This window comes from Streptomyces sp. NPDC058663, assembly GCF_042716745.1.
Lineage (GTDB): Bacteria > Actinomycetota > Actinomycetes > Streptomycetales > Streptomycetaceae > Streptomyces.
In genome coordinates, this window is sequence record NZ_JBHXRV010000001.1 from 23,100 (window position 1) to 41,787 (window position 18,688).

21 protein-coding genes are annotated in these 18,688 nt (G+C 71.0%); 11 read left to right on the forward strand and 10 right to left on the reverse strand.

What is annotated here, in order from left to right; genetic code table 11:
• Positions 1 to 2: 2 nt before the first annotated feature.
• Positions 3 to 755 carry a LamB/YcsF family protein gene (locus ACFWVV_RS00090; protein ID WP_384356036.1) on the reverse strand — a complete coding sequence of 251 codons (753 nt, stop codon included), beginning with the start codon at positions 753 to 755 and terminating at the stop codon, positions 3 to 5.
• Between the two features lie 59 nt (positions 756 to 814).
• Positions 815 to 1,558, reverse strand: a complete 744-nt coding sequence (locus tag ACFWVV_RS00095; protein ID WP_384355967.1) for a GntR family transcriptional regulator — start codon at positions 1,556 to 1,558, stop codon at positions 815 to 817.
• A gap of 239 nt (positions 1,559 to 1,797) precedes the next feature.
• Between ACFWVV_RS00095 and ACFWVV_RS00100 the strand changes: the two genes are divergently transcribed.
• The 3 genes from ACFWVV_RS00100 (at position 1,798) to pcp (ending at position 4,252) form a co-directional block, all read left to right on the forward strand.
• On the forward strand, positions 1,798 to 2,517 hold the full coding sequence (locus tag ACFWVV_RS00100; protein WP_384355969.1) for a DUF969 domain-containing protein: 720 nt from the start codon (positions 1,798 to 1,800) through the stop codon (positions 2,515 to 2,517).
• Entirely contained in the window at positions 2,514 to 3,482 is a 969-nt protein-coding gene (locus tag ACFWVV_RS00105; protein ID WP_384355971.1) for a DUF979 domain-containing protein, read from the forward strand. The genes ACFWVV_RS00100 and ACFWVV_RS00105 overlap by 4 nt, the downstream gene beginning before the upstream one ends.
• A 116-nt stretch (positions 3,483 to 3,598) precedes the next feature.
• Positions 3,599 to 4,252 (forward strand): pyroglutamyl-peptidase I, encoded by a 654-nt coding sequence (gene pcp / locus ACFWVV_RS00110; protein WP_384355973.1) that lies wholly within the window; start codon positions 3,599 to 3,601, stop codon positions 4,250 to 4,252.
• 37 nt (positions 4,253 to 4,289) lie between these two features.
• On the opposite strand, the gene ACFWVV_RS00115 is transcribed toward pcp, so the two are convergent.
• Positions 4,290 to 4,745, reverse strand: a complete 456-nt coding sequence (locus ACFWVV_RS00115) for an ATP-binding protein (RefSeq protein ID WP_384355975.1) — start codon at positions 4,743 to 4,745, stop codon at positions 4,290 to 4,292.
• Between the two features lie 160 nt (positions 4,746 to 4,905).
• Here ACFWVV_RS00115 and ACFWVV_RS00120 point away from each other — a divergent pair, with 160 nt between their 5' ends.
• The 3 genes from ACFWVV_RS00120 (at position 4,906) to ACFWVV_RS00130 (ending at position 8,126) form a co-directional block, all read left to right on the forward strand.
• Complete coding sequence (locus tag ACFWVV_RS00120; RefSeq protein WP_384355977.1) at positions 4,906 to 5,748, forward strand: helix-turn-helix domain-containing protein; 843 nt, start codon at positions 4,906 to 4,908, stop codon at positions 5,746 to 5,748.
• The gene (locus ACFWVV_RS00125) at positions 5,745 to 5,981 is read left to right on the forward strand and encodes a DUF397 domain-containing protein (RefSeq protein ID WP_384355979.1); all 237 of its coding nucleotides are present in this window, start codon (positions 5,745 to 5,747) and stop codon (positions 5,979 to 5,981) included. Before ACFWVV_RS00120 ends, ACFWVV_RS00125 begins: the two co-directional genes overlap by 4 nt.
• Before the next feature lie 159 nt (positions 5,982 to 6,140).
• On the forward strand, positions 6,141 to 8,126 hold the full coding sequence (locus tag ACFWVV_RS00130; RefSeq protein WP_384355981.1) for a PE-PGRS family protein: 1,986 nt from the start codon (positions 6,141 to 6,143) through the stop codon (positions 8,124 to 8,126).
• Positions 8,127 to 8,156: 30 nt separating this feature from the next.
• Here ACFWVV_RS00130 and ACFWVV_RS00135 read toward each other — a convergent pair whose 3' ends face one another.
• The 6 genes from ACFWVV_RS00135 to ACFWVV_RS00160 form a co-directional block, all read right to left on the reverse strand.
• Positions 8,157 to 8,642, reverse strand: a complete 486-nt coding sequence (locus tag ACFWVV_RS00135) for a hypothetical protein (protein ID WP_384355983.1) — start codon at positions 8,640 to 8,642, stop codon at positions 8,157 to 8,159.
• Positions 8,639 to 8,965, reverse strand: coding sequence for a ribbon-helix-helix protein, CopG family (locus ACFWVV_RS00140; protein WP_384355985.1), 327 nt, complete (start codon positions 8,963 to 8,965; stop codon positions 8,639 to 8,641). Before ACFWVV_RS00140 ends, ACFWVV_RS00135 begins: the two co-directional genes overlap by 4 nt.
• Positions 8,966 to 9,004: 39 nt before the next feature.
• Complete coding sequence (gene msrB, locus ACFWVV_RS00145; protein WP_384355987.1) at positions 9,005 to 9,412, reverse strand: peptide-methionine (R)-S-oxide reductase MsrB; 408 nt, start codon at positions 9,410 to 9,412, stop codon at positions 9,005 to 9,007.
• Positions 9,413 to 9,449: 37 nt separating this feature from the next.
• Positions 9,450 to 10,955, reverse strand: a complete 1,506-nt coding sequence (gene murC / locus ACFWVV_RS00150) for a UDP-N-acetylmuramate--L-alanine ligase (protein ID WP_384355989.1) — start codon at positions 10,953 to 10,955, stop codon at positions 9,450 to 9,452.
• A gap of 83 nt (positions 10,956 to 11,038) precedes the next feature.
• On the reverse strand, positions 11,039 to 11,509 hold the full coding sequence (locus ACFWVV_RS00155) for an indole-3-glycerol phosphate synthase (RefSeq protein WP_384355991.1): 471 nt from the start codon (positions 11,507 to 11,509) through the stop codon (positions 11,039 to 11,041).
• 237 nt (positions 11,510 to 11,746) lie between these two features.
• Positions 11,747 to 12,511 carry a pyrimidine reductase family protein gene (locus ACFWVV_RS00160; RefSeq protein WP_384355992.1) on the reverse strand — a complete coding sequence of 255 codons (765 nt, stop codon included), beginning with the start codon at positions 12,509 to 12,511 and terminating at the stop codon, positions 11,747 to 11,749.
• 37 nt (positions 12,512 to 12,548) lie between these two features.
• On the opposite strand from ACFWVV_RS00160, the gene zapE reads away from it, so the two are divergent.
• From zapE to ACFWVV_RS00180, 4 genes are all read left to right on the forward strand, one after another.
• Complete coding sequence (gene zapE, locus ACFWVV_RS00165) at positions 12,549 to 13,637, forward strand: cell division protein ZapE (protein WP_384355994.1); 1,089 nt, start codon at positions 12,549 to 12,551, stop codon at positions 13,635 to 13,637.
• Positions 13,638 to 13,822: 185 nt separating this feature from the next.
• Positions 13,823 to 14,248, forward strand: coding sequence for an OsmC family protein (locus ACFWVV_RS00170; protein WP_384355996.1), 426 nt, complete (start codon positions 13,823 to 13,825; stop codon positions 14,246 to 14,248).
• Positions 14,249 to 14,376: 128 nt separating this feature from the next.
• Complete coding sequence (locus tag ACFWVV_RS00175) at positions 14,377 to 15,873, forward strand: alkaline phosphatase PhoX (protein ID WP_384355998.1); 1,497 nt, start codon at positions 14,377 to 14,379, stop codon at positions 15,871 to 15,873.
• 423 nt (positions 15,874 to 16,296) lie between these two features.
• Entirely contained in the window at positions 16,297 to 17,211 is a 915-nt protein-coding gene (locus ACFWVV_RS00180) for a polyphosphate kinase 2 family protein (protein WP_384356038.1), read from the forward strand.
• 32 nt (positions 17,212 to 17,243) lie between these two features.
• Here the strand turns inward: ACFWVV_RS00180 and ACFWVV_RS00185 are convergent, their stop codons facing one another.
• Positions 17,244 to 17,627 carry a hypothetical protein gene (locus ACFWVV_RS00185; RefSeq protein ID WP_384356000.1) on the reverse strand — a complete coding sequence of 128 codons (384 nt, stop codon included), beginning with the start codon at positions 17,625 to 17,627 and terminating at the stop codon, positions 17,244 to 17,246.
• A 107-nt stretch (positions 17,628 to 17,734) separates the two neighbouring features.
• On the opposite strand from ACFWVV_RS00185, the gene sigJ reads away from it, so the two are divergent.
• A complete protein-coding gene (gene sigJ / locus ACFWVV_RS00190; protein WP_384356002.1) occupies positions 17,735 to 18,673 on the forward strand; it encodes an RNA polymerase sigma factor SigJ in 939 nt (312 codons plus the stop codon).
• Positions 18,674 to 18,688 lie beyond the last annotated feature (15 nt).

The window sequence follows — 18,688 nt, forward strand, 5'->3', positions numbered from 1 at the left end:
GCTCACGCGAATGCCTCCAACGTGACACCCGCGCACAGCAGTTCGTCACGTACGCGACCGGCCAGTCGCGCCGCGCCCGGTGTGTCGCCGTGCAGGCACAGCGAGCGGGCTGTGACCGGGACGCTCTCTCCGCTCAGCGCGGTGACCGTACCCCGTGTGACCATCGCGACCGAGCGGGCGACCACCTCGTCCGGTGCGTGGATCACGGCGCCGGGCTCGCGGCGCGACACGAGGGTGCCGTGCGCGGTGTAGGCGCGGTCGGCGAACGCCTCGGTCACAGGGTTGAGTTGCTGCCTTGCGGCCTCAGCGAGAAGTTCCGATCCGGGGAGGCCGAGGACGGGGAGGTTGCCGCCCGCCATCCGCACCCCGGCGACCACGGCCGCTGCCTGCTCCGCGTCGGCGACCGTGCGGTTGTACAGCGCGCCGTGGGGCTTCACGTAGGAGACACGGGACCCCGCCGCACGGGCAAAGACCTCCAACGCACCGATCTGGTAGGCGACTTCGGCGGCAAGTTCGTCCGGCGGCACGTCCATCGCGCGCCGCCCGAACCCCGCCAGGTCGCGGTACGACACCTGGGCCCCGATCCGCACTCCCCGCTCGGCGGCCAGCTCACACACCCGGCGCATCGTGACCGGGTCGCCCGCGTGGAAGCCGCAGGCGACGTTGGCACTGGTGACGACGGACAGCAGCGCCGCGTCGTCGGTGAGGGTCCAGCGGCCGAAGCCTTCGCCGAGGTCGGCATTGAGATCGATCACCCCGGCCGCGTCGGAAGCGGCCACTGCTCCTGCTGTTCCAGCTTCTCCAGCTGTTCCGGTCATGGTCGGGCCTCCGCCTGGGCGTCGAGTGTGTCGAGGATCAGTTGCCGCGAGTCGCTGAGATAGCTCCTCAACTCGGTTTCCGCGAGGTCGAGTTCCGCGCGGGCGACACGCTCGGCGATGGCCCTGTTGCGGCCCACGAACGGCTTGTGCAGGTGGGCAGGGGAAGGCATCGCCTGGAAGACCAATCGGAGTTCGGCGAGGATGGCGCTCATGTAGGAGTCGGTGCGCGGACTGCCCGCGAGGGCGGCGAGCGCGCGGTGGAAGCGGATGCCGGCGTCGGCGACGTGCGGCCAGTCATCACGCGCGGCGGCTTCTTCGCCCTCCTCCACGGCACGCGTCACCCCGGCGAGGAGCTGTGGCGACGCCTGGCCGGCTGCCCGTACGCCCGCCGTCTCCAGGGCACACCGCACGGCGTAGATGTCCACGATGTCGTCGGGTCCGGGCACCCTCACGAACACCCCCCGGTTGAACTCGTGCACCACCAGCCGCTCGTGCACCAGTAGCCGGAAGGCTTCGCGCACGGTGTTGCGCGAGACGCCGTACGCCTCGGCGAGCGCCGCCTCGGGCAACTGCTCGCCGGGTTTGAGGCCGCCCTCGGCGATGCGGTCGCGCAGGGACGCGGCGACGCGCTGGGCGGTGCCGGCTCCGGCCAGTGCGACGCGCTGGGCGGTACCGGTCCCAGCGGCGTGCTGGGCTACGTCGGCACCGGGTTCCGCGCCTGCGGTTTCGCTGAGCCTCACGGTTCCTCCTCGCTCGTGCACCGTTCCCCCGTTCCCCGTTCCCCGGCGGGGCTTCTTCCGGTCGGCGGAAGTCCGTTTGCCGGAAAGCATTGTGTGATTGTTGAGCAATACCTTACTGTCACCGGAATCCGCTAGTCCGATATCCGGCATGCGGCGTCCGGCGATCCCTACCCGCCCGGCGCTGCCGAACTGCCTGAGCCGGACCCAGACCGACCGACTGACTGGAAGGCGGGCGACTCGTGATCGTCCTTCTCGGCGTCGTCGTGGTGATCGCAGGTTTCGCCACCCGACGCAATCCCCTGCTGGTGGTCGGCGTCGCCGGCATAGCCACCGGCCTGCTCGGCGGTCTGTCGCCGCGCGAGATACTCGCCTCGTTCGGTGAGGGCTTCGCTTCCAGCAGGTCCGTGACGATCTTCGTGATCACGCTGCCGGTGATCGGCCTGCTGGAGCGCTACGGGCTCCAGGAGCAGGCCCGCCGCCTCATCTCCCGCTTCACCAAGCTCACCACGGGCCGCTTCCTCACCCTGTACCTCGGCCTGCGCCAGATCACCGCCGCGCTCGGCCTCATCAGCCTCGGCGGCCCGGCACAGACCGTGCGCCCGCTCGTCGCGCCGATGGCGGAGGCCGCGGCCGAGAAGAAGTACGGAACGCTGCCGGAGAAGTGGCGCGAGAAGGTGCGTTCGCACTCCTCGGGCGCCGACACCGTGGGTCTGTTCTTCGGTGAGGACTGCTTCCTCGCGATCGGCTCGATCCTTCTGATCACGGGCTTCGTGAACACCACGTACAACCAGCACCTCGAACCGCTGCACCTGGCTCTGTGGGCGATTCCGACCGCCGTCTGTGCCTTCTTCATCCACGGTGCACGCCTGCTGCGCCTCGACCGCCAGATGGCCCGCGAGCTCAAGGCCGGCCCCGCCGCCGACGACGCCTCCGCCGCCGAGAAGGAGACGGCCAAGTGATCAAGGCAGAGTGGTTCTACTGGCTCATCGGTGCCATCTTCTTGCTGATGGCGGCTCAGATGTTTGTGGACCGTACGAATCCCAAGCGTTTCGGCACGGCCGCGTTCTGGGGCCTGCTCGGCATCGGTTTCGTCTACAGCACCTGGGTGGTCGACAAGTCGCTGCCCGCGGAACCCCTGGGCGTCCTCGTCCTGGTCATGATCCTGCTGGCGGGCTGCGGCTTCACCGGGCGCGGCAAGGTCAGCACCACGACACCCGAGCAGCGCACGGCCTCCGCCCTGCGCTTCGGCAGCAGGCTCTTCATTCCGGCGCTGACGATTCCGGTCGTGGCGATGTTGTGCGCGACACTGTTGAAGAAGATCCACATCGGTGGGGAGCCGGTCTTCCAGAAGGGCAGCGAGACCATTCTGGGGCTCGGCATCGGCGCGCTGGTCGCGCTCGGCGTCGGAATATTCCTGCTGCGGGAAAAGCGGATCACCGTCCCCGTGCACGCGGGACGCAACATGCTGGAAGCCATGGGCTGGGCGATGCTGCTGCCGCAGTTGCTCGCCGTACTGGGCTCGATCTTCCAGGAAACGGGTGTCGGCACCCAGGTCGGCAAGATCACCGAGGCCGTGCTTCCGAGCGGAATGATCTACGTCTCGGTGCTCGTCTACTGCCTGGGCATGGCCCTCTTCACCATCATCATGGGCAACGCCTTCGCCGCGTTCCCTGTGATGACGGCGGCCATCGGCTGGCCGGTCCTCATCCAGTCGGGTGGTGGCGACCCCGCGGTGGTCCTGGCGGTCGGCATGCTGTCGGGCTTCTGCGGCACGCTGTGCACACCGATGGCCGCCAACTTCAACCTGGTTCCGGCGGCGCTGCTGGAGCTGAAGGACCAGTACGGCCCGATCAAGGCGCAGATCCCGACGGCGGGCGCACTGCTGGTCTGCAACATCGCGGTCATCTCGCTCTTCGCCTTCTGACACTCGCCCTCCGATCCGGACCCGGGTCATGCCCGGCCCGCACCTGACCCGAGCCCGTCCCGGGTCCGACGCGCACCTGACCCGAACCCGCCCCGGCTACCCGTCAAGGAGCCCCCATGTCTCCCCTCCCCCGCGTCCTGCTCACCGGCTTCGAGCCCTTCGACGGCGAGGACGTGAACCCGTCCTGGCAGGCGGTCTCCCTGGTACGGGACGCCCCGCCCGAGGGCGTCGAGCTGCGCGCCGTACGGCTCAGCTGCGTCTTCGGCCGCGCCCACGACGAACTCCGGGCGGCCGTGGCGGACTTCGCCCCCGGCCTGGTCCTGTGCGTCGGCCAGGCGGGCGGCCGTCCTGACCTCACGGTCGAGCGCGTCGCTGTCAACGTCGACGACGCCCGCATCCCCGACAACGCGGGCAACCAGCCCGTCGACGAGCCGGTGGTGCCGGGCGGCCCGGCCGCGTACTTCGCCCCGCTCCCGGTCAAGGCATGCGTGGCGGCCGTACGCGCGGCGGGCCTCCCGGCCTCGGTCTCCCAGACCGCAGGCACCTTCGTCTGCAACCACGTCTTCTACGGCCTGGCCCACCTGGCAGCCACCGAACTCCCCACCCTGCGCGGCGGTTTCGTCCACGTCCCATACGCCCCGGAACAGGTCAAGGCCCGCGCGCTCCCCTCCCTCCCCGTCTCCTCCATGGCGGACGGCCTGCGCGCGATCATCACGGCAGCACTGACGACGGAGACGGACCTGCGGGTGGCGGAAGGGGCGACGCACTGAGCAGCGCCTGAGCCTGAAAACGTCTGACGGTCTCTGCTCACCGGAGGTCGATCTCGGCGCGCACCGTCTTCCCGCCGGGCGCCCGGTCGTGCACGGACCACCGGTCGGCCAGCGCTTCGACCAGCACAAGCCCTCGCCCGGAGTCCGCTTCGGGCCCGGGTTCGGCAAGCGTCCCCGGGCCCGGAGGCCGTCGCCCGCCGCGCGCGTCCGACACCTCGATGCGCAGGAGCGCGTCCGTGGAGTGGTCGAGCTGTACGAGGCGCAGCTCGAAGCACCGCCCCCGCACCCGGCCGTGGGTCACCGCGTTCGCGGCCAGCTCCGCGACGATCTGCGCGACGGCCTCGGAGGCCTCGCTGCCGTACGGAATGCCCCAGGCGTGGCATTGGAGAAGGGCGAGCCGCCGGGCGAGACGGGCACCGCGTTCGGTCGGGCTGAGCAATTGCGCGAACGTACGTACGGTCACCGCGTCTTGCTGAGTCGGGATTGACGTCATGGACCCAATGTGACGATCGCTGAGCACAGTTCACCAGATCAGCGACCCGTACGCTGCGGCAGCGTACGGGTACGCACGGTAGACGCGAGTAGTAACAGGCCGTAACCATGGGCTCTGTTGATGAGGCGCGGGGAGACGTACGGCGCGAGAGGTGAGCGGGATGACCTACGACACGGACGGTACGGAGAACGGCGGCGAACCGGAGAGCACGGACAGCCTCAAGGCGTTCGGCGAGGTCGTCAAGGCCTTCAGGAAGCGGGCGGGCCTCACCCAGGAACAGTTCGCGCCACTGGTCAGGTACTCGCTGCCGACCGTCGCCTCGATCGAACAGGGCAGGCGCTTCCCGCCGGGGCCGTTCGTGGAGCGGGCGGAGGAGGTGCTGGACGCGTTCGGGGCGATCAGGGGCGCGGCGAAGCACCTGTCGCGGAAGCCGGGGTTGGCTAAGTGGTTCAGGCAGTGGGCGGAGTTCGAGAAGCGGGCGATCACTCTCTACACGTATGAATGCCGCCTGGTTCCTGGCCTGTTGCAGAGCGAGGCGTATGCCCGAACGCTCTTCAACAACCAGCTGCCGCCGATGTCGGACGCCAAGATCGATGAGTTGTGGGAGGGTCGCGCCACGAGGCAGCGACTGCTCCACGAGCGGCCCAACACGGCGTTCAGCTTCATTTTGGAGGAGCACTTGTTCCGCCGTCACACCGGCAGCAAGGAGACGACGCGCGGCCTGATCGATCGAATCCTGATGCTTGCCGAGCAGCGGAACATTGAAGTTCAGGTCATGCCGCTGGAGCGGGCGACACATGCTGGGATGGACGGCCCCATGCAACTCCTGGAGACCTCGGACAACAAGTGGCAGGCCTACTGTGAGGGCCAGGAGAACGGCACCCTGCTCACCGATCCCCAAGTGGTCAGCACGCTGCACATGCGGTATGCCAGGATGCGTTCACAGGCTCTTACCCTGGAGCAGTCGTTGGGCCTGTTGCAGCGGATCCGAGGAGAAGTATGAGCGCCACCGAACTAGCGTGGTTCAAGAGCAGCTACAGCGGCGGTTCCGGGGACAGCTGCGTGGAAGTAGCCCTCTCCTGGCACAAGTCCAGCTACAGCAGCAGTGGCGACGGTGACTGTGTAGAAGTATCCACCTGCCCCACCACCGTCCACGTCCGCGACTCCAAGCTCACGGACAGCCCCGAGTTGGCCCTCTCCCCCGCCGCCTGGACCACCTTCCTCGCGCACGCCTGACGCACCGGCCGCACCGGCCCCGAGGGTCGTCCGCCGCTGCACCACCGTGCCAGGATCCGTGCCATGGACACCTCACCATCCCGGCCCCCAGCCCCCAGCCCCCAGCCCCCAGCCCCCGAAGGATCACCGTCCGGTGCGGCGGGCGGCAGCGACCCCGGCGTGAGCACTCCCCGCGAGCGGGCCGACGCGCTTCTCGCCGAGGCCGGCCTGGAGTACGCGGGCGGCTGGGGTGGGGCGGCCGATGCCCTGCCGACCTGGGCGGCACTGCGGCCGATCGTGGCGGGAGAGGCCGTGCCGACCTCGGTCGTACGACTGGACTCCACCGATCCGCTTGCCGCGACCGACGCGGAATGGGTCCGGCTGGCCACGGCGCACGGGCTGTTCGGCGAGGAGGACGGGGGGTTCCTGGTCACGCTCGGGGACGGCGGCTGGTTCCGGGTCCGGCTCGGGGAGGAGTGGCGGCTCGCGGAGGTACTGCGCAACCAGCCCCGCTGCCCGGAGTTCATGACGCTCTCGCCGGACGGGAAGACGCTGATCGGCGTCACGACCGAGGAGTACGAGATCTGGCTGATCGTGGTCGATGACGTCCCTGCGTACCAGGAGAAGCGGGCCGTGAGCCTGGCGCGGGAGGAGAGCGAGGAGGAGCGGGAAGCGGCCTGGGAGGGTCTGTTCAGCCGACTCCGCATTCTGCCGAAGACACGGGCGCATTGGGCGGTCGGTCTCCTCTCCAACCCCTCCCTTCCCGACGACCTCCGCCTCGACCTCGTGGTGCGCACCCGGCGGTTCTACGGCTGCGAACTGCCCGCCGACCTGATCGACCAGCTCCTCGTCCACCCGGACTGGAAGGTACGCAGTGCCTTGGTGGACTTCGGCTCCCCCCAGCTGGCACCTGCCCAGTGGAGCCGCCTCGTCCTCGCCGAGGAGGACGATCACCGTCGCTGGGTCCTGGTCAGCATCGCCGTCGACAACCGTGCGTCATTCACCTCCGCCACGTACGAGCGGCTCGCCTGTGACCCCGCCCCGCGTGTCCGCGCCGAGGCCGCCCTGCTGCCCGGCCTGCCGGTCGCCGTGGCCCGTACGCTCGTCACCGATCCCGAGCCCCGGGTTCGGCAGTCCGCCTGCGCCGCAGCCTGGCCGTCCCTCGATGCCGACGAGCGCCACGCTCTCCTGGACGACCCCACCCCGGGGGTCCGCACCGCCGCCCGCCTGCTGCACCACCGCGAACACCCTGTTCCGCTCGACGTCTTCGAGAGCGGCGAACTCGGCGACGCCACGCGCGTCGTCACCGACTCCGTACTGGAACCGGAACTGGTCCGGCTCCTGACCAGGCACCAGGACGTCCCGCTGCGCTGCGCCCTCGCCGACAACCCCCACCTGCCGGCGGAGGCAATCGCAGTCCTGGCCGTGGACCCCGACCCCGCCGTCCGGAGCGCCGTTGCCCTGCGCCCGGACCTCCCCGAGGCCCAACGGGGCGCCATCGCGTACGAGTTCGACCCGTCGGGCCACCACCACGCGCTCCCCTGGGTCGCCGCCCTTCACGACGACTCCGAAGCCATGCGGCGGCTCTCCGCCTCGCCCCATTTGCTGATCCGCCGCTCCGTCGCCCGCGCCCGCCACCTCCCGTCGGACGTCGTCGACCGGCTCGCCCGCGACGATGACCGCGTCGTCCACCTCTTCCTCGCCGAGTCCTGCGACGACGCCCCGCCCTGGATGCTGCTCCAGGTCTGGCACTGGTGGAACGGCAGCCTCTCCTCCCCCGGCCGCCCCCGCACCCACCTCAACTTCCCGCGCACGGACCTGCTGAAGTACGCCGACGACCTCAACCCCCGCCTGCGCCAACTCGCGCTGGACGACCCGGAGTCCACCCCCGACCTCGTCGAGCGCTTCACCTTGGACCCCCACCACGAAGTCCGCTTCCGTGCCGCGAACGACCCGCGCCTGAGCCGACTGGGCGCGGTCCGCCTGCTCGACGACCCCGACTCCTCCGTACGCCGCGCCGCCTCCCGAAGCCCGCGCCTCCCCGCCCACGTCCTGGTCACACTGCTCCGCCAGCACCACACGGCCGAGGACGCCGCCCAGAACGCGGCGATCCCGCCCGACATCATCCGGAGGATGGCCGAGCGGGACCGGGACGAAGCGAAGTGAGCCCGGCAATCGCCGACAGCACGCCTTTCCTCAGACCGCCACGACATGGACGTCCGGCGGGTTCAGCACCGCCAGGTAGCCGTGGAGGTCGTCCGGGTCGCTGGTGAAGATCACCGCGCTGCCGTGACGGGCCGCGGCGAGCGCGACCCACGCATCCACCGCGTCGGGCCGCTTCTTCGGCGGCAGCGCCGCGTGCCCCAGTGCCGTACCGATGCGCCGCCAGTCGGCGAGGTCGGGTCCCGTCACGCAGGCGATGCACTCGGGGCGCCCGGCTCGGGTCTCGCGCATCGGCGGCTCGGAAGCCTTTACCTGAGGTACGGAGCAGTCCTTGAGCACGCCGGAGAGCAAGTGCACCAGAGCCGGGTGGGGGCGCCAGACCTGTGCGAGCACCGGCCCCAGGACCAGCGCGCGATGCGGGGCCGCGCGGAGCCCTTCGTGCAGAGCCACCGCTTTTGCCTTGCGGTCGGCGAGGGCGATCAGCATTCCGGTGTCGTACACCGGAACGCGCACACTCACGCGGCCCGCCCCCGGTTGCTCCCCGCCCGCTCCGCGCCGAGGACGAGGGCGAGCGCTTCCTCCACTTCCTGCTGCTCCGACCCGGTCATGCCCGCCGACGAAGGCTCCGGCGTCGCCTCCAGGGCCTTCGCCTCTGCCTCCGCCCGCGCGATCAGCCCGTCCACACCGGCGAACTGCTCCTCTATGGCGTCGGTCTCCGCCATCTGCCGGGTCGCCGCGTGCACCAGATACGCCGACACGTCCACGCCCGCTCGCTCGGCGTGCTCCTTGATGCGCTCGGCATGCTGCTGATCGAGACTGATGCTGATCCGGGTCTTGGCCATGGGAGCAGTTTATTACGCGTATTACACGGGCGGTATCGGTCAGCCCGTGTCCGGCGTCAGCCTGAGCGAGATCGAGTTGATGCAGTACCGCTGGTCCGTCGGGGTCGCGTACCCCTCGCCCTCGAAGACGTGGCCCAGGTGGGAGCCGCAGCGGGCGCAGCGGACCTCCGTGCGGACCATGCCGTGGGAGGTGTCGGAGATCAGCTCGACGGCGTCCGAGTCCTTCGGGTCGTAGAAGGACGGCCAGCCGCAGTGGGACTCGAACTTCGTGTCGGAGCGGAACAGCTCGGCGTCGCAGGCGCGGCAGGAGTAGACGCCGGTCGTCTTCGTGTCCGTGTACTCGCCGACGAAGGCGGGCTCGGTGCCGGCCTGGCGCAGGACGGCGTACTCGGCCGGGGTCAGTTCCTCGCGCCACTGCTCGTCGGGCTTCTCGATGTCGTACGACATGGCAGGTGTCCCCTTCTTGCTTGCTGCTGCGCGCGTACTACTTCTGCGCGAGCCGGTCCAGGATGAGCGGGCCGAGGTCCGTCACGTCGCCCGCTCCCATGGTGAGAACCAGGTCGCCGGGGCGGGACATTCCCGCGATCACGTCGGGGACGGTGGAGGCGTCGGAGACGGCCGTCACGTCGGCTCCCGCGCTCTTCGCCGCGTCGATGATCAGGGCGCTGGTGACGCCCTCGATCGGGTCCTCGCGGGCCGGGTAGATGTCCAGGACCACCGAGGCGTCGGCGAGGGCGAGGGCGTCGCCCATCTCCTTGCCGAGCTCCTGGGTGCGGGAGAAGAGGTGGGGCTGGAAGACCACGAGGAGGCGGGGGCCTTCGGTGGATCCGGACTCCGAATCGGACCCGGAATCGGACCCGGACGCGGAATCGGACGCAGGTGCAGGTGCGGGTGCGGGCTGGGTCCCCGAAGCAGAACCGGACGCCGCGAGTGCGCCCCGCATCGCCTCCAGGTCGGCCGTCATCTCGGTCGGGTGGTGCGCGTAGGAGTCGATCACCTGGACGCCCTGCTCCTCGCCCTTGAGCTGGAGGCGGCGCTTGACGCCGGTGTACTTGCCGAGGGCGGAGGCCAGGTTGTGGGCGGGCAGGCCGAGAGCGACGCCCGCCGCGAGGGCGGCGACCGCGTTGTGCGCGTAGTGCGCGCCGGGGACCGAGACCGTGAAGGTGAGGAACTTGCCGTTCATGAGCACGGTGACCTCGCTGGTCAGGCCGCGCGGGGTGATCTTGTGCACGCGTACGTCGGCCTGGGCGGAGTCGCCGTAGGTGACGATGTTGAGCATGTCGTTGCCGCGCAGCCGGGTGGCGAGTTCGACCGCGCCCTCCTGGTCGGAGTTGATCACCAGGGTGCCGCCGGGGACGATCTTGCCGGCGAAGGTCTCGAAGGACTCGTAGATCTCGTCCATCGAGGCGTAGTTGGCGTGGTGGTCCAGCTCGACGTTGAGGACGATGGCGACCTGGGGGTCGTACTTCTGGAAGCTGCGGTCGCTCTCGTCGGCCTCGGCGACGAAGATGTCGCCCTCGCCGTGCAGGGCGTTGGTGCCGGGGCCCGCGAGGTCGCCGCCGATGGCGTACGAGGGGTCCAGGCCCAGCTCGGTCAGGGCGACCGCGAGCATGGAGGTGGTGGTCGTCTTGCCGTGCGTGCCGGCGACGGCGATCGCGCGGGTGCCGTCCATCAGGGAGGCGAGCGCGTCCGCGCGGTGGACCACCGGGATGTTCAGCTCGGCGGCGCGCACCAGCTCCGGGTTGTCCTCGCGGATCGCGGACGACACGACGACGCTGGTGGCGTCCTCGGCGAGGTGGGCGGCCGCGTGTCCGATGTGGACCGTGGCGCCCAGGGCGCGCAGGGACTCCGCGACCGGCGACTCCTTGGCGTCGCTGCCCGCCACCTTCGCACCCCGCTGGGCGAGGATCTTGGCGATGCCCGACATTCCGGCGCCGCCGATGCCGATGAAGTGCGGTCGGTCCAGGGCGGTGGGGATACCGGGTGCCATGCGTCTGTCTCCAGGTGGTGCGGCGGGCGGGCGGACGGGCTGCTGGGGGAGGGAAAGATCCCTCCCCCGGGAGGTGCCCCAGCCTATTCGCTGTGCGAGAAGAGCTTGAGCACCGGTACGCCGACCTTGTGGCGCGCCCGCGAGGCCCAGTCGCGGTGGAAGAACTCCTCGACGTAGTGCGGGGCCGTCAGGACGATCACCTCGTCCGCGCCGGTCTCGTCGACCACGGACCTCAGGAGGTCGAGCGGGTGCTCCTCGACGACCTGGCCGACCGCTTCGCAGCCCGCCTGCCGCAGCGCGGCCAGGGACACCGCGAGCCCCTTCTCGGCCGGGAGCCTGGCCTGGGCGCCCTCGGGTTCGTCGCCCTCCCGCACGGCTTCCTCCAGCTCCCCCAGGGCCACGTCGTCGATGGCTCTGAGCAGAACGTCCGCCTGATCGCCGCGCGGCTGCATCAGCACCACGAACGAAACGGCCTCATCACCGTGCAGGGTCGTCACGAACTCCACGTCAGCCGCAGTGAGGGGCTTCTCGATCATCAATACGCTCGTGAACACGTCGGGCACCCTTTCTCCATTCACCGACCGGTGCGTCTGCACGCCCCGGTCACCGGCCGGGACACCCCGTGCGCCCCGGCCGCCGCACAACGCTGCGGAAACCATCCTTCCCCGTGCCTGCACGAGGCCCGCGAGGTAAGTGTGCCCAGCGGAAGCTAAGCGGAACGGCAAATTCCACTCTTTGCGGCCCCGGATCTGCGACCCGGGGCCTACCGGGGCCAATGATCCACTACGGGGTCAATTCCGACGGTACTGGGTGAACAGGAACCCGGCCTCCTCCAGCACCGACGCCAGCGCGAAGCGGTCCGGAACCGCCGGCCCCGGCCCGTCCGCGATCCGCTGGGCCCGTCCCGCGGTGAGCATCGGGGACACCGTCAGGCACAGCTCGTCGAGCACGCCCTCGGCGATGAACTGGGCCAGCAGCCGGGGGCCGCCCTCGGTGAGCTGCCGCGTCAGGCCCCGCTCCGCCAGCGCGCGCACCGCCTTGTCCATCTCCACCCGCCCGCCGTCCCCGGCGACCACCACCTCGGCCCCGGCCTCCCTGGCCGCGCGGATGCGGTCCAGCGGAGCGGTGGCCCCGGTCAGCACGAGCGTCGGCACCAGGGGCGAGACAAAAAGCGGAAGCGAGAAATCCAGGTCCAGGCTCGCACTGACGACGGCGATCGCGGGCGCCGGGCCCTGCCCCGCGGCCGCGCGTCGCGCCGCGAAGGCCTCGCGGGCCCTGGCCGGGCGGTAGCCCTCCAGGCGTACCGTTTCGGCACCGACCACGACGACGTCGGCGAGCGCCCGCAGCGTGCCGAAGACGCGCATGTCGGTGTCGCTGGAGATCGGCTGGGAACGGCCGTCGTGCTGGGCTGCCCCGTCCAGCGTGGAGACCATGTTGGCGCGCAGCCAGACCTCGGCCTCCGAGGGGTAGGCATAGGCCTCGGCCAGCTCGTCGAACCCCCACTCGTGGCCACTGTCGGCGGATGTCTCTTCGGTCACAGGGAACAGGCGTCGCATGGAACGCAGTCTGGCACGGCCCTTATGGTGGACCGTTGTGTCGTCCTCCACCGCTGCTCAGGGGCCCAGCCCCATATCCGAAGCGGCTCCGCTGTCCCTGTGCGCCCGCGAGCCGCACGTCCCCGCCGACCGGCTGGTCGCCGAGATGGTGCCGCCGCCGCGTTTCGACGCCGTGCGCTTCGACACGTACATCCCGGACCCGAACCAGCCCAGCCAGCCCGAGGCCGTGAGGGTGCTCAGCGACTTCGCCGCGGGGCTCGGCGCTCCGGCGGAGGGCCACAAGCGCCGCTGGTTCGGCAAGCGGCCGGAGAAGAAGCCGGCCGGGCCGCGCGGGGTCTATCTCGACGGCGGCTACGGCGTCGGCAAGACCCACCTGCTGGCCTCTCTCTGGCACGCGACACCTGCCGAACCCTCCCTCAAGGCCTTCGGCACGTTCGTGGAGCTGACCAATCTGGTCGGCGCGCTCGGCTTCCAGCAGACGGTGGCCACCCTCTCCGGGCACCGGCTGCTGTGCATCGACGAATTCGAACTGGACGACCCGGGTGACACCGTGCTGGTGTCGTCCCTGCTCAGCAGGCTGGTGGAGCACGGGGTCGCGCTGGCGGCGACCTCCAACACGCTGCCAGGCAAGCTGGGCGAGGGCCGGTTCGCCTCCGCCGACTTCCTCCGTGAGATCCAGGGCCTGTCCGCACACTTCCGGCCGCTGCGCATCGACGGCGAGGACTACCGCCACCGAGGGCTGCCGGAAGCGCCGCCGCCGTACGGCGACGAGCAGGTGCAGCGGGCGGCCCACGCGACACCGGGCGCCAGCCTGGACGCCTTCCCGGCGCTCCTGGATCACCTGGCGAAAGTCCATCCGAGCCGGTACGGGGCGCTCACCGACGACCTGAAGGCGGTCTGCCTGACCGGGGTGACGGCGGTGCCCGACCAGTCGACGGCGCTGCGCCTGGTCGTACTCGCCGACCGGCTGTACGACCGGGAGGTGCCGGTCCTCGCGTCCGGGCTGCCTTTCGACCGGCTGTTCAGTGACGACATGCTGAACGGCGGCTACCGGAAGAAGTACTTCCGGGCGATCTCCCGGCTGACGGCCCTGGCACGGGACGCGAAGGGTCTGGTCGCACAGTAGGTTGGAGCGGTCGACGGCCGGGGAATCCGCCCCGGTCCGCGGCCGGGGCATGCGCCTCGGCCCGTGACCGGGTCGCTCCGGTCCGGTGCCGGGTCGCTCCGTCCGTGACCGGGTCGCCCCGGTCCGGTGCCGGGTTGCCCCGGTCCGTCGTCTCCACCCGAGCGTCTGCTGAAGGGACCGCCGTCATGGCCACCGTCCGTACCGCGCACACCGTCTGGGAAGGCGAGCTCCTCAAGGGCTCCGGCACCGTCTCCTTCGACTCCTCCGGCATCGGCGACCAGGCCGTTTCCTGGCCGTCGCGCGCCGAGGCCGCGAACGGGAAGACCAGCCCCGAGGAACTGATCGCCGCCGCGCACTCCAGCTGCTTCTCGATGGCGCTGTCGCACGGTCTGACCGGCGCGGGCACCCCGCCCACCCGGCTGGAGACCAAGGCCGACGTCACCTTCCAGCCCGGCGAGGGCATCAAGGGCATCCACCTCACCGTGCGCGGCGAGGTCCCGGGCCTGGACGCAGCCGGTTTCCGGGCGGCCGCCGAGGACGCCAAGAAGAACTGCCCGGTGAGCCAGGCACTGACGGGCACGACGATCACCCTGACGGTCGAATCCGCCTGATTTCTGGTGCTGTTGGGGCCCGTTGGGTGAGGTGACCCGCCTGTTTCGTGCGCGACTGGTTCACGTGTCACCAGTTGCGTGCTACACACGTGCGGGTCACATTCCTGTCCGCCAGCAGGGAGTTACCCATGTCCACGAACGACACGTCCCCGACCAGCAACGACACGTCCCCGACCGGCGCCGTTTCGGCCAGCACCGTTCCGGCCGGTACGGCTGCGGCCGATCCGGCAGGCAGTGCGTCCCCCGGCGGTGCCTCCCGGCGCCAAGTGCTCGCCCGCGCGGGTGCGGTGGGTGCGGGCATCGCCTTCACCGGCGCCCTCTCCGAGATCTTCGCGGGGACGGCCCTGGCCGCACCCCGCGGCGGGGGCCACGGCCGCGCCGGGTACGGGCCTCTGGTGCCCGACCCCAAGGGATTGCTCGACCTTCCCCGGGACTTCCGGTACAAGGTCCTCTCCCGCGAGGGGGATCCGATGCGCTCCGGCGAGGGCCCCGTACCGGGCAACCACGACGGCATGACCGCCCTCAGGGGCCGGCGCGGCCGCGTGCATCTGGTCCGCAACCACGAGAACCGGCACACCGCCGAACTGGGCGTCCCCACGGTCGAGGGCCTCACCTACGACCCGGCCGCCAAGGGCGGTTGCACCACCCTCACCCTGGACGGCCGCAACAACGTCCTGGACGAACGCGTCGGCATCGCCGGCACGGCCGTCAACTGCGCGGGCGGGCCCACCCCTTGGGGCACCTGGCTCACCTGCGAGGAGAACGAGGACAAGGCCGGCAGCAACGGGTACACCAAGGACCACGGTTTCATCTTCGAGGTCGACCCCGCAGACCCGCACCGCACCGGCGCGGTCCCGCTGACCGCGATGGGCCGCTTCCAGCACGAGGCCATCGCCATCGACCCGCAGAGCGGGATCGTGTACGAGACGGAGGACGCGTTCCAGCGTCCCTTCGGCCTCTTCTACCGCTTCCTGCCCAGGAGGCCGCACGGCGGCACCGGGTCGCTGCGGGCCGGGGGCGAGCTGGAGGCGATGCGCGTGCCGGGCGTGCCGGACCTGTCCGCCGTGCACGAGGCCGGCAGGAGCTTCGGCGGCGTGGAGTGGGTGCCGGTCCCCGACCCGCTCGCCACGCAGACCCCCATCCGGCACCAGGACTTCGGCCCCAAGGGCGTCACGCACGCCCAGAAGCTGGAGGGCTGCTACTGGGGTGACGGCTGCGTCTACTTCGTCTCCAGCTTCGCCCGCTCCAAGGAAGGCTCGGCCCGCGACCACTTCGGCCAGGTGTGGAAGTACGAGCCGCGCCGCCGCAGGCTCACCCTGGTCGTCGTCTTCGGCCCGTCGACCGACATCCAGCTGCCGGGCGAGTCCCCGGACAACATCTGCCTGGCGCCCAGCGGCGGCCTGATGGTGTGCGAGGACGGCAACGGGGCGCAGCACGTGTACGGGCTGACCAGGCGCGGCCGGCTGTACGAGATGGCGCGCGGGCGGCAGAACATCGGGACGCCCGAGAAGCCGGAGTGGGGGGAGTTCGCGGGGGTCACCTTCTCGCCGGACGAGTCGACGATGTACGTCAACTGCTACACGCCGGGGACGACGTTCGCGGTGACGGGCCCCTGGGACGACTGACACCGGGCCCCAGGGCTCCCTGGTGGCTGACCGCGCCCGCGGCCCCTGGTGGCTGACGGGCCCGTAGCCCCTGGTGGCTGACCGCGCCCGCGGCCCCTGGTGGCTGACGGGCCCGTAGCCCCTGGTGGCTGACCGGGTCCGTGGCCCCTGGTGGCGGGGCAGCCGTACCGTACGGCTGCCCCGCCCGCACGTGGGCGGACCGCCGCCGCCCCGTCCCGCCCGGACTCCCGCGCCGCCCTCCTCCCGTACCCCGGGCCGCCCCCGCACTCGCGCCAGGGGCGAATCCGGAGCACGATCGGGGGATCCGGGGGACGGACCCGGCGGATTCCGATGGGGTACGCGGTGGCCAAGCAGACGGAGCAGGGGAACGAGCGGCGCGGTACCAGGCGGCCGAAGGAAGCGCGGGTGACCAAGGACTCGCGGGTGCTGAAGGAGTCCCGAGAGACGGGGAAGGGCACGGAGGGGAAGGGCACGGGGGCGCCGCCCGGGCCCCTCGGCGTGTCGGTGAGCGACGCACTCCGGCTGCCCCCGGGCGCCCCCGTGGACCTCTCCTCGTACGCCCCGGACGCCACTCCCGTGGGGCCGCGGGACAAGGCGGCGGGGGTGGCCGACACCGCCCGGACCGGTCCGCTCCTCGGCGAGCTCCAGGAGCGGCTGTACGCGGCGAGCACCGCGGGCGACACCCGGCGGGTGCTGCTGGTCCTCCAGGGCATGGACACCAGCGGCAAGGGCGGCACGGTCAAGCACGTCATCGGCCAGTTCAATCCCTCCGGCTGCCGGATCCGCGCCTTCAAGGCCCCGACCGAGGAGGAGCGCGCGCACTCCTTCCTGTGGCGCATCACCAAGGCGCTGCCCGAGGCCGGTGAGATCGGCATCTTCGACCGCTCGCACTACGAGGACGTGCTGATCGGCAGGGTGCGCGCGCTCGCCCCGCCCGAGGAGATCGCGCGCCGCTACGACCACATCAACAACTTCGAGAGGTCTCTCACCGACAGTGGGGTGAGCGTCGTCAAGGTCTTCCTGCACCTCGGGTACGCGCAGCAGAAGCGCCGCCTGCTGGAGCGCCTGGACAATCCGGCGAAGTACTGGAAGTTCAGCCCGGGCGACATCGAGGAACGCGCCCTGTGGCCCGCCTACCAGCAGGCGTACGAGATCGCCCTCCAGCGCTGTTCGACGCCCGCGGCCCCCTGGTACCTGGTCCCCGCCGACCGCAAGTGGTACCGCAACTGGGCCGTCGGCAACCTGATGCGGGAGCATCTGGAGGCCATGGACCCGCAGTACCCCAAAGCCGGCTTCGACGTGGAGGCGTGCAGGCGGAGGCTGCTGGACAGCCCCTGACCTGTCTCAACTCGCCCGTCCCGGACGGCCCTTCAGTGGGCGCCGCCCCGCCCGGGGCGCCACATCACCAGCACGCTCAGGCCGAACATCAGGACGCCCAGGGGGACATGGAGCGACGGCAGGTGGGCGATGCCGAGCACCACCTGGACGGAGGCGAGCACGAGGAAGCCGGTCGCGTACCAGACCGGCCGGGGCGAGCCGCCGCCCGGCCGCCAGGCCAGGATCGCGGCGAGCAGGTACAGCATCGAGGCGCCGTACATCACGCGCGATCCGGCGTCGTGCAGCACCGCGCCGTGCGCCGAGGTCAGCAGCATTCCGGCAGTGACCGCCTGGAAGAGGACGGCCAGGGTCTGCAGGACCGTCGTGACCTGGAGAAAGGTGGTTCTGCGGTGCTCTGTCATCGTCTGGGTCGCCATGACGTGGCCCCTCTTCTGCCTCGCGGCGGTGGGTCGGTACTGTCTCGGCAACTTGACGACGCAGGCCCGCCCAGTGTGAGGCGCGACGAGAACACCATGAGGACGCCATGAGCACCTTGTCGGAGCCGGTCCACGACCGCGCCGTGCCGGAGCCCGGTGTGGCCGCCGGGGAGCGGCGGCGGCTGGTCAACCTCGCCTACCGGCTGCTCGGTTCACTGGCCGAGGCCGAGGACGCCGTACAGGAGGCCTGCGCACGCTGGTACGCGCTGCCGTCCCCGCAGCGGGCGGCTGTCGATGCGCCGGCCGCGTGGCTGACGACGGTGACCAGCCGCGTCTGCCTGGACCTGCTCGGTTCGGCGCGCGCCCGGCGTGAACGCTACGTCGGCGCGTGGCTTCCCGAGCCACTGCCCGATCACCGGGACCGGTGGGGCGGCGGCGCGGAGTCGGCCGATCCGGCCGACCGGGTCACCCTCGACGAGTCGGTACACATGGCCCTCCTCGTCGTACTGGAGTCGATGACTCCGGCCGAGCGCGTGGCGTTCGTGCTGCACGACGTCTTCCGGTACCCCTTCCCGGAGATCGCGGAGATCGTCGGCCGTTCCGCTGCGGCCTGCCGGCAGCTGGCCTCGTCGGCCCGGCGGCGGGTACGGGAGGCTCGGGCCGGGTCCGCTCCGGCGGCGGGGCAGGCCGCTCTGGTACGGAGCTTCAAGGAGGCGTGGGAGGCCAGGGACATCGAGGCGCTCGTCGGCCTCCTGGACCCCGACGCCTCGATGGTCGCCGACGGCGGCGGTCTCGTCGGCACGGTGCTCCACCCTGTCGAGGGCAGCGAGGCCATCGCCGCGTACCTCGCCCACATCGCCGACCGGGCGCCCGGCCTCACGCTCCTGGAGCGGTCGGTCAACGGCCTCCCGGGCCTGGTCGCGCAGCACACGGGCGTCACCGTGACGGTGGCGGCGTTCCAACTCACCGACGGCCGTGTCTCCCGTATCTGGGCGGTCCGCAATCCGGAGAAGCTCAGGCCGTGGGCGGGACTCGGGGGGAACTGAGCCCGGGCCGGGCTC

Excerpts from the sequence above, each read along its gene's own strand:
- ACFWVV_RS00175 (WP_384355998.1), top strand. The coding sequence starts at position 14,377 with ATGTCCACGAACGACACGTCCCCGACCAGCAACGACACGTCCCCGACC.
- ACFWVV_RS00120 (WP_384355977.1), top strand. The coding sequence starts at position 4,906 with ATGACCTACGACACGGACGGTACGGAGAACGGCGGCGAACCGGAGAGC.
- ACFWVV_RS00185 (WP_384356000.1), bottom strand. The coding sequence starts at position 17,627 with ATGGCGACCCAGACGATGACAGAGCACCGCAGAACCACCTTTCTCCAG.
- sigJ (WP_384356002.1), top strand. The coding sequence starts at position 17,735 with ATGAGCACCTTGTCGGAGCCGGTCCACGACCGCGCCGTGCCGGAGCCC.
- ACFWVV_RS00140 (WP_384355985.1), bottom strand. The coding sequence starts at position 8,965 with ATGGCCAAGACCCGGATCAGCATCAGTCTCGATCAGCAGCATGCCGAG.
- ACFWVV_RS00160 (WP_384355992.1), bottom strand. The coding sequence starts at position 12,511 with ATGCGACGCCTGTTCCCTGTGACCGAAGAGACATCCGCCGACAGTGGC.
- ACFWVV_RS00170 (WP_384355996.1), top strand. The coding sequence starts at position 13,823 with ATGGCCACCGTCCGTACCGCGCACACCGTCTGGGAAGGCGAGCTCCTC.
- ACFWVV_RS00125 (WP_384355979.1), top strand. The coding sequence starts at position 5,745 with ATGAGCGCCACCGAACTAGCGTGGTTCAAGAGCAGCTACAGCGGCGGT.
- pcp (WP_384355973.1), top strand. The coding sequence starts at position 3,599 with ATGTCTCCCCTCCCCCGCGTCCTGCTCACCGGCTTCGAGCCCTTCGAC.
- ACFWVV_RS00115 (WP_384355975.1), bottom strand. The coding sequence starts at position 4,745 with ATGACGTCAATCCCGACTCAGCAAGACGCGGTGACCGTACGTACGTTC.
- msrB (WP_384355987.1), bottom strand. The coding sequence starts at position 9,412 with ATGTCGTACGACATCGAGAAGCCCGACGAGCAGTGGCGCGAGGAACTG.
- murC (WP_384355989.1), bottom strand. The coding sequence starts at position 10,955 with ATGGCACCCGGTATCCCCACCGCCCTGGACCGACCGCACTTCATCGGC.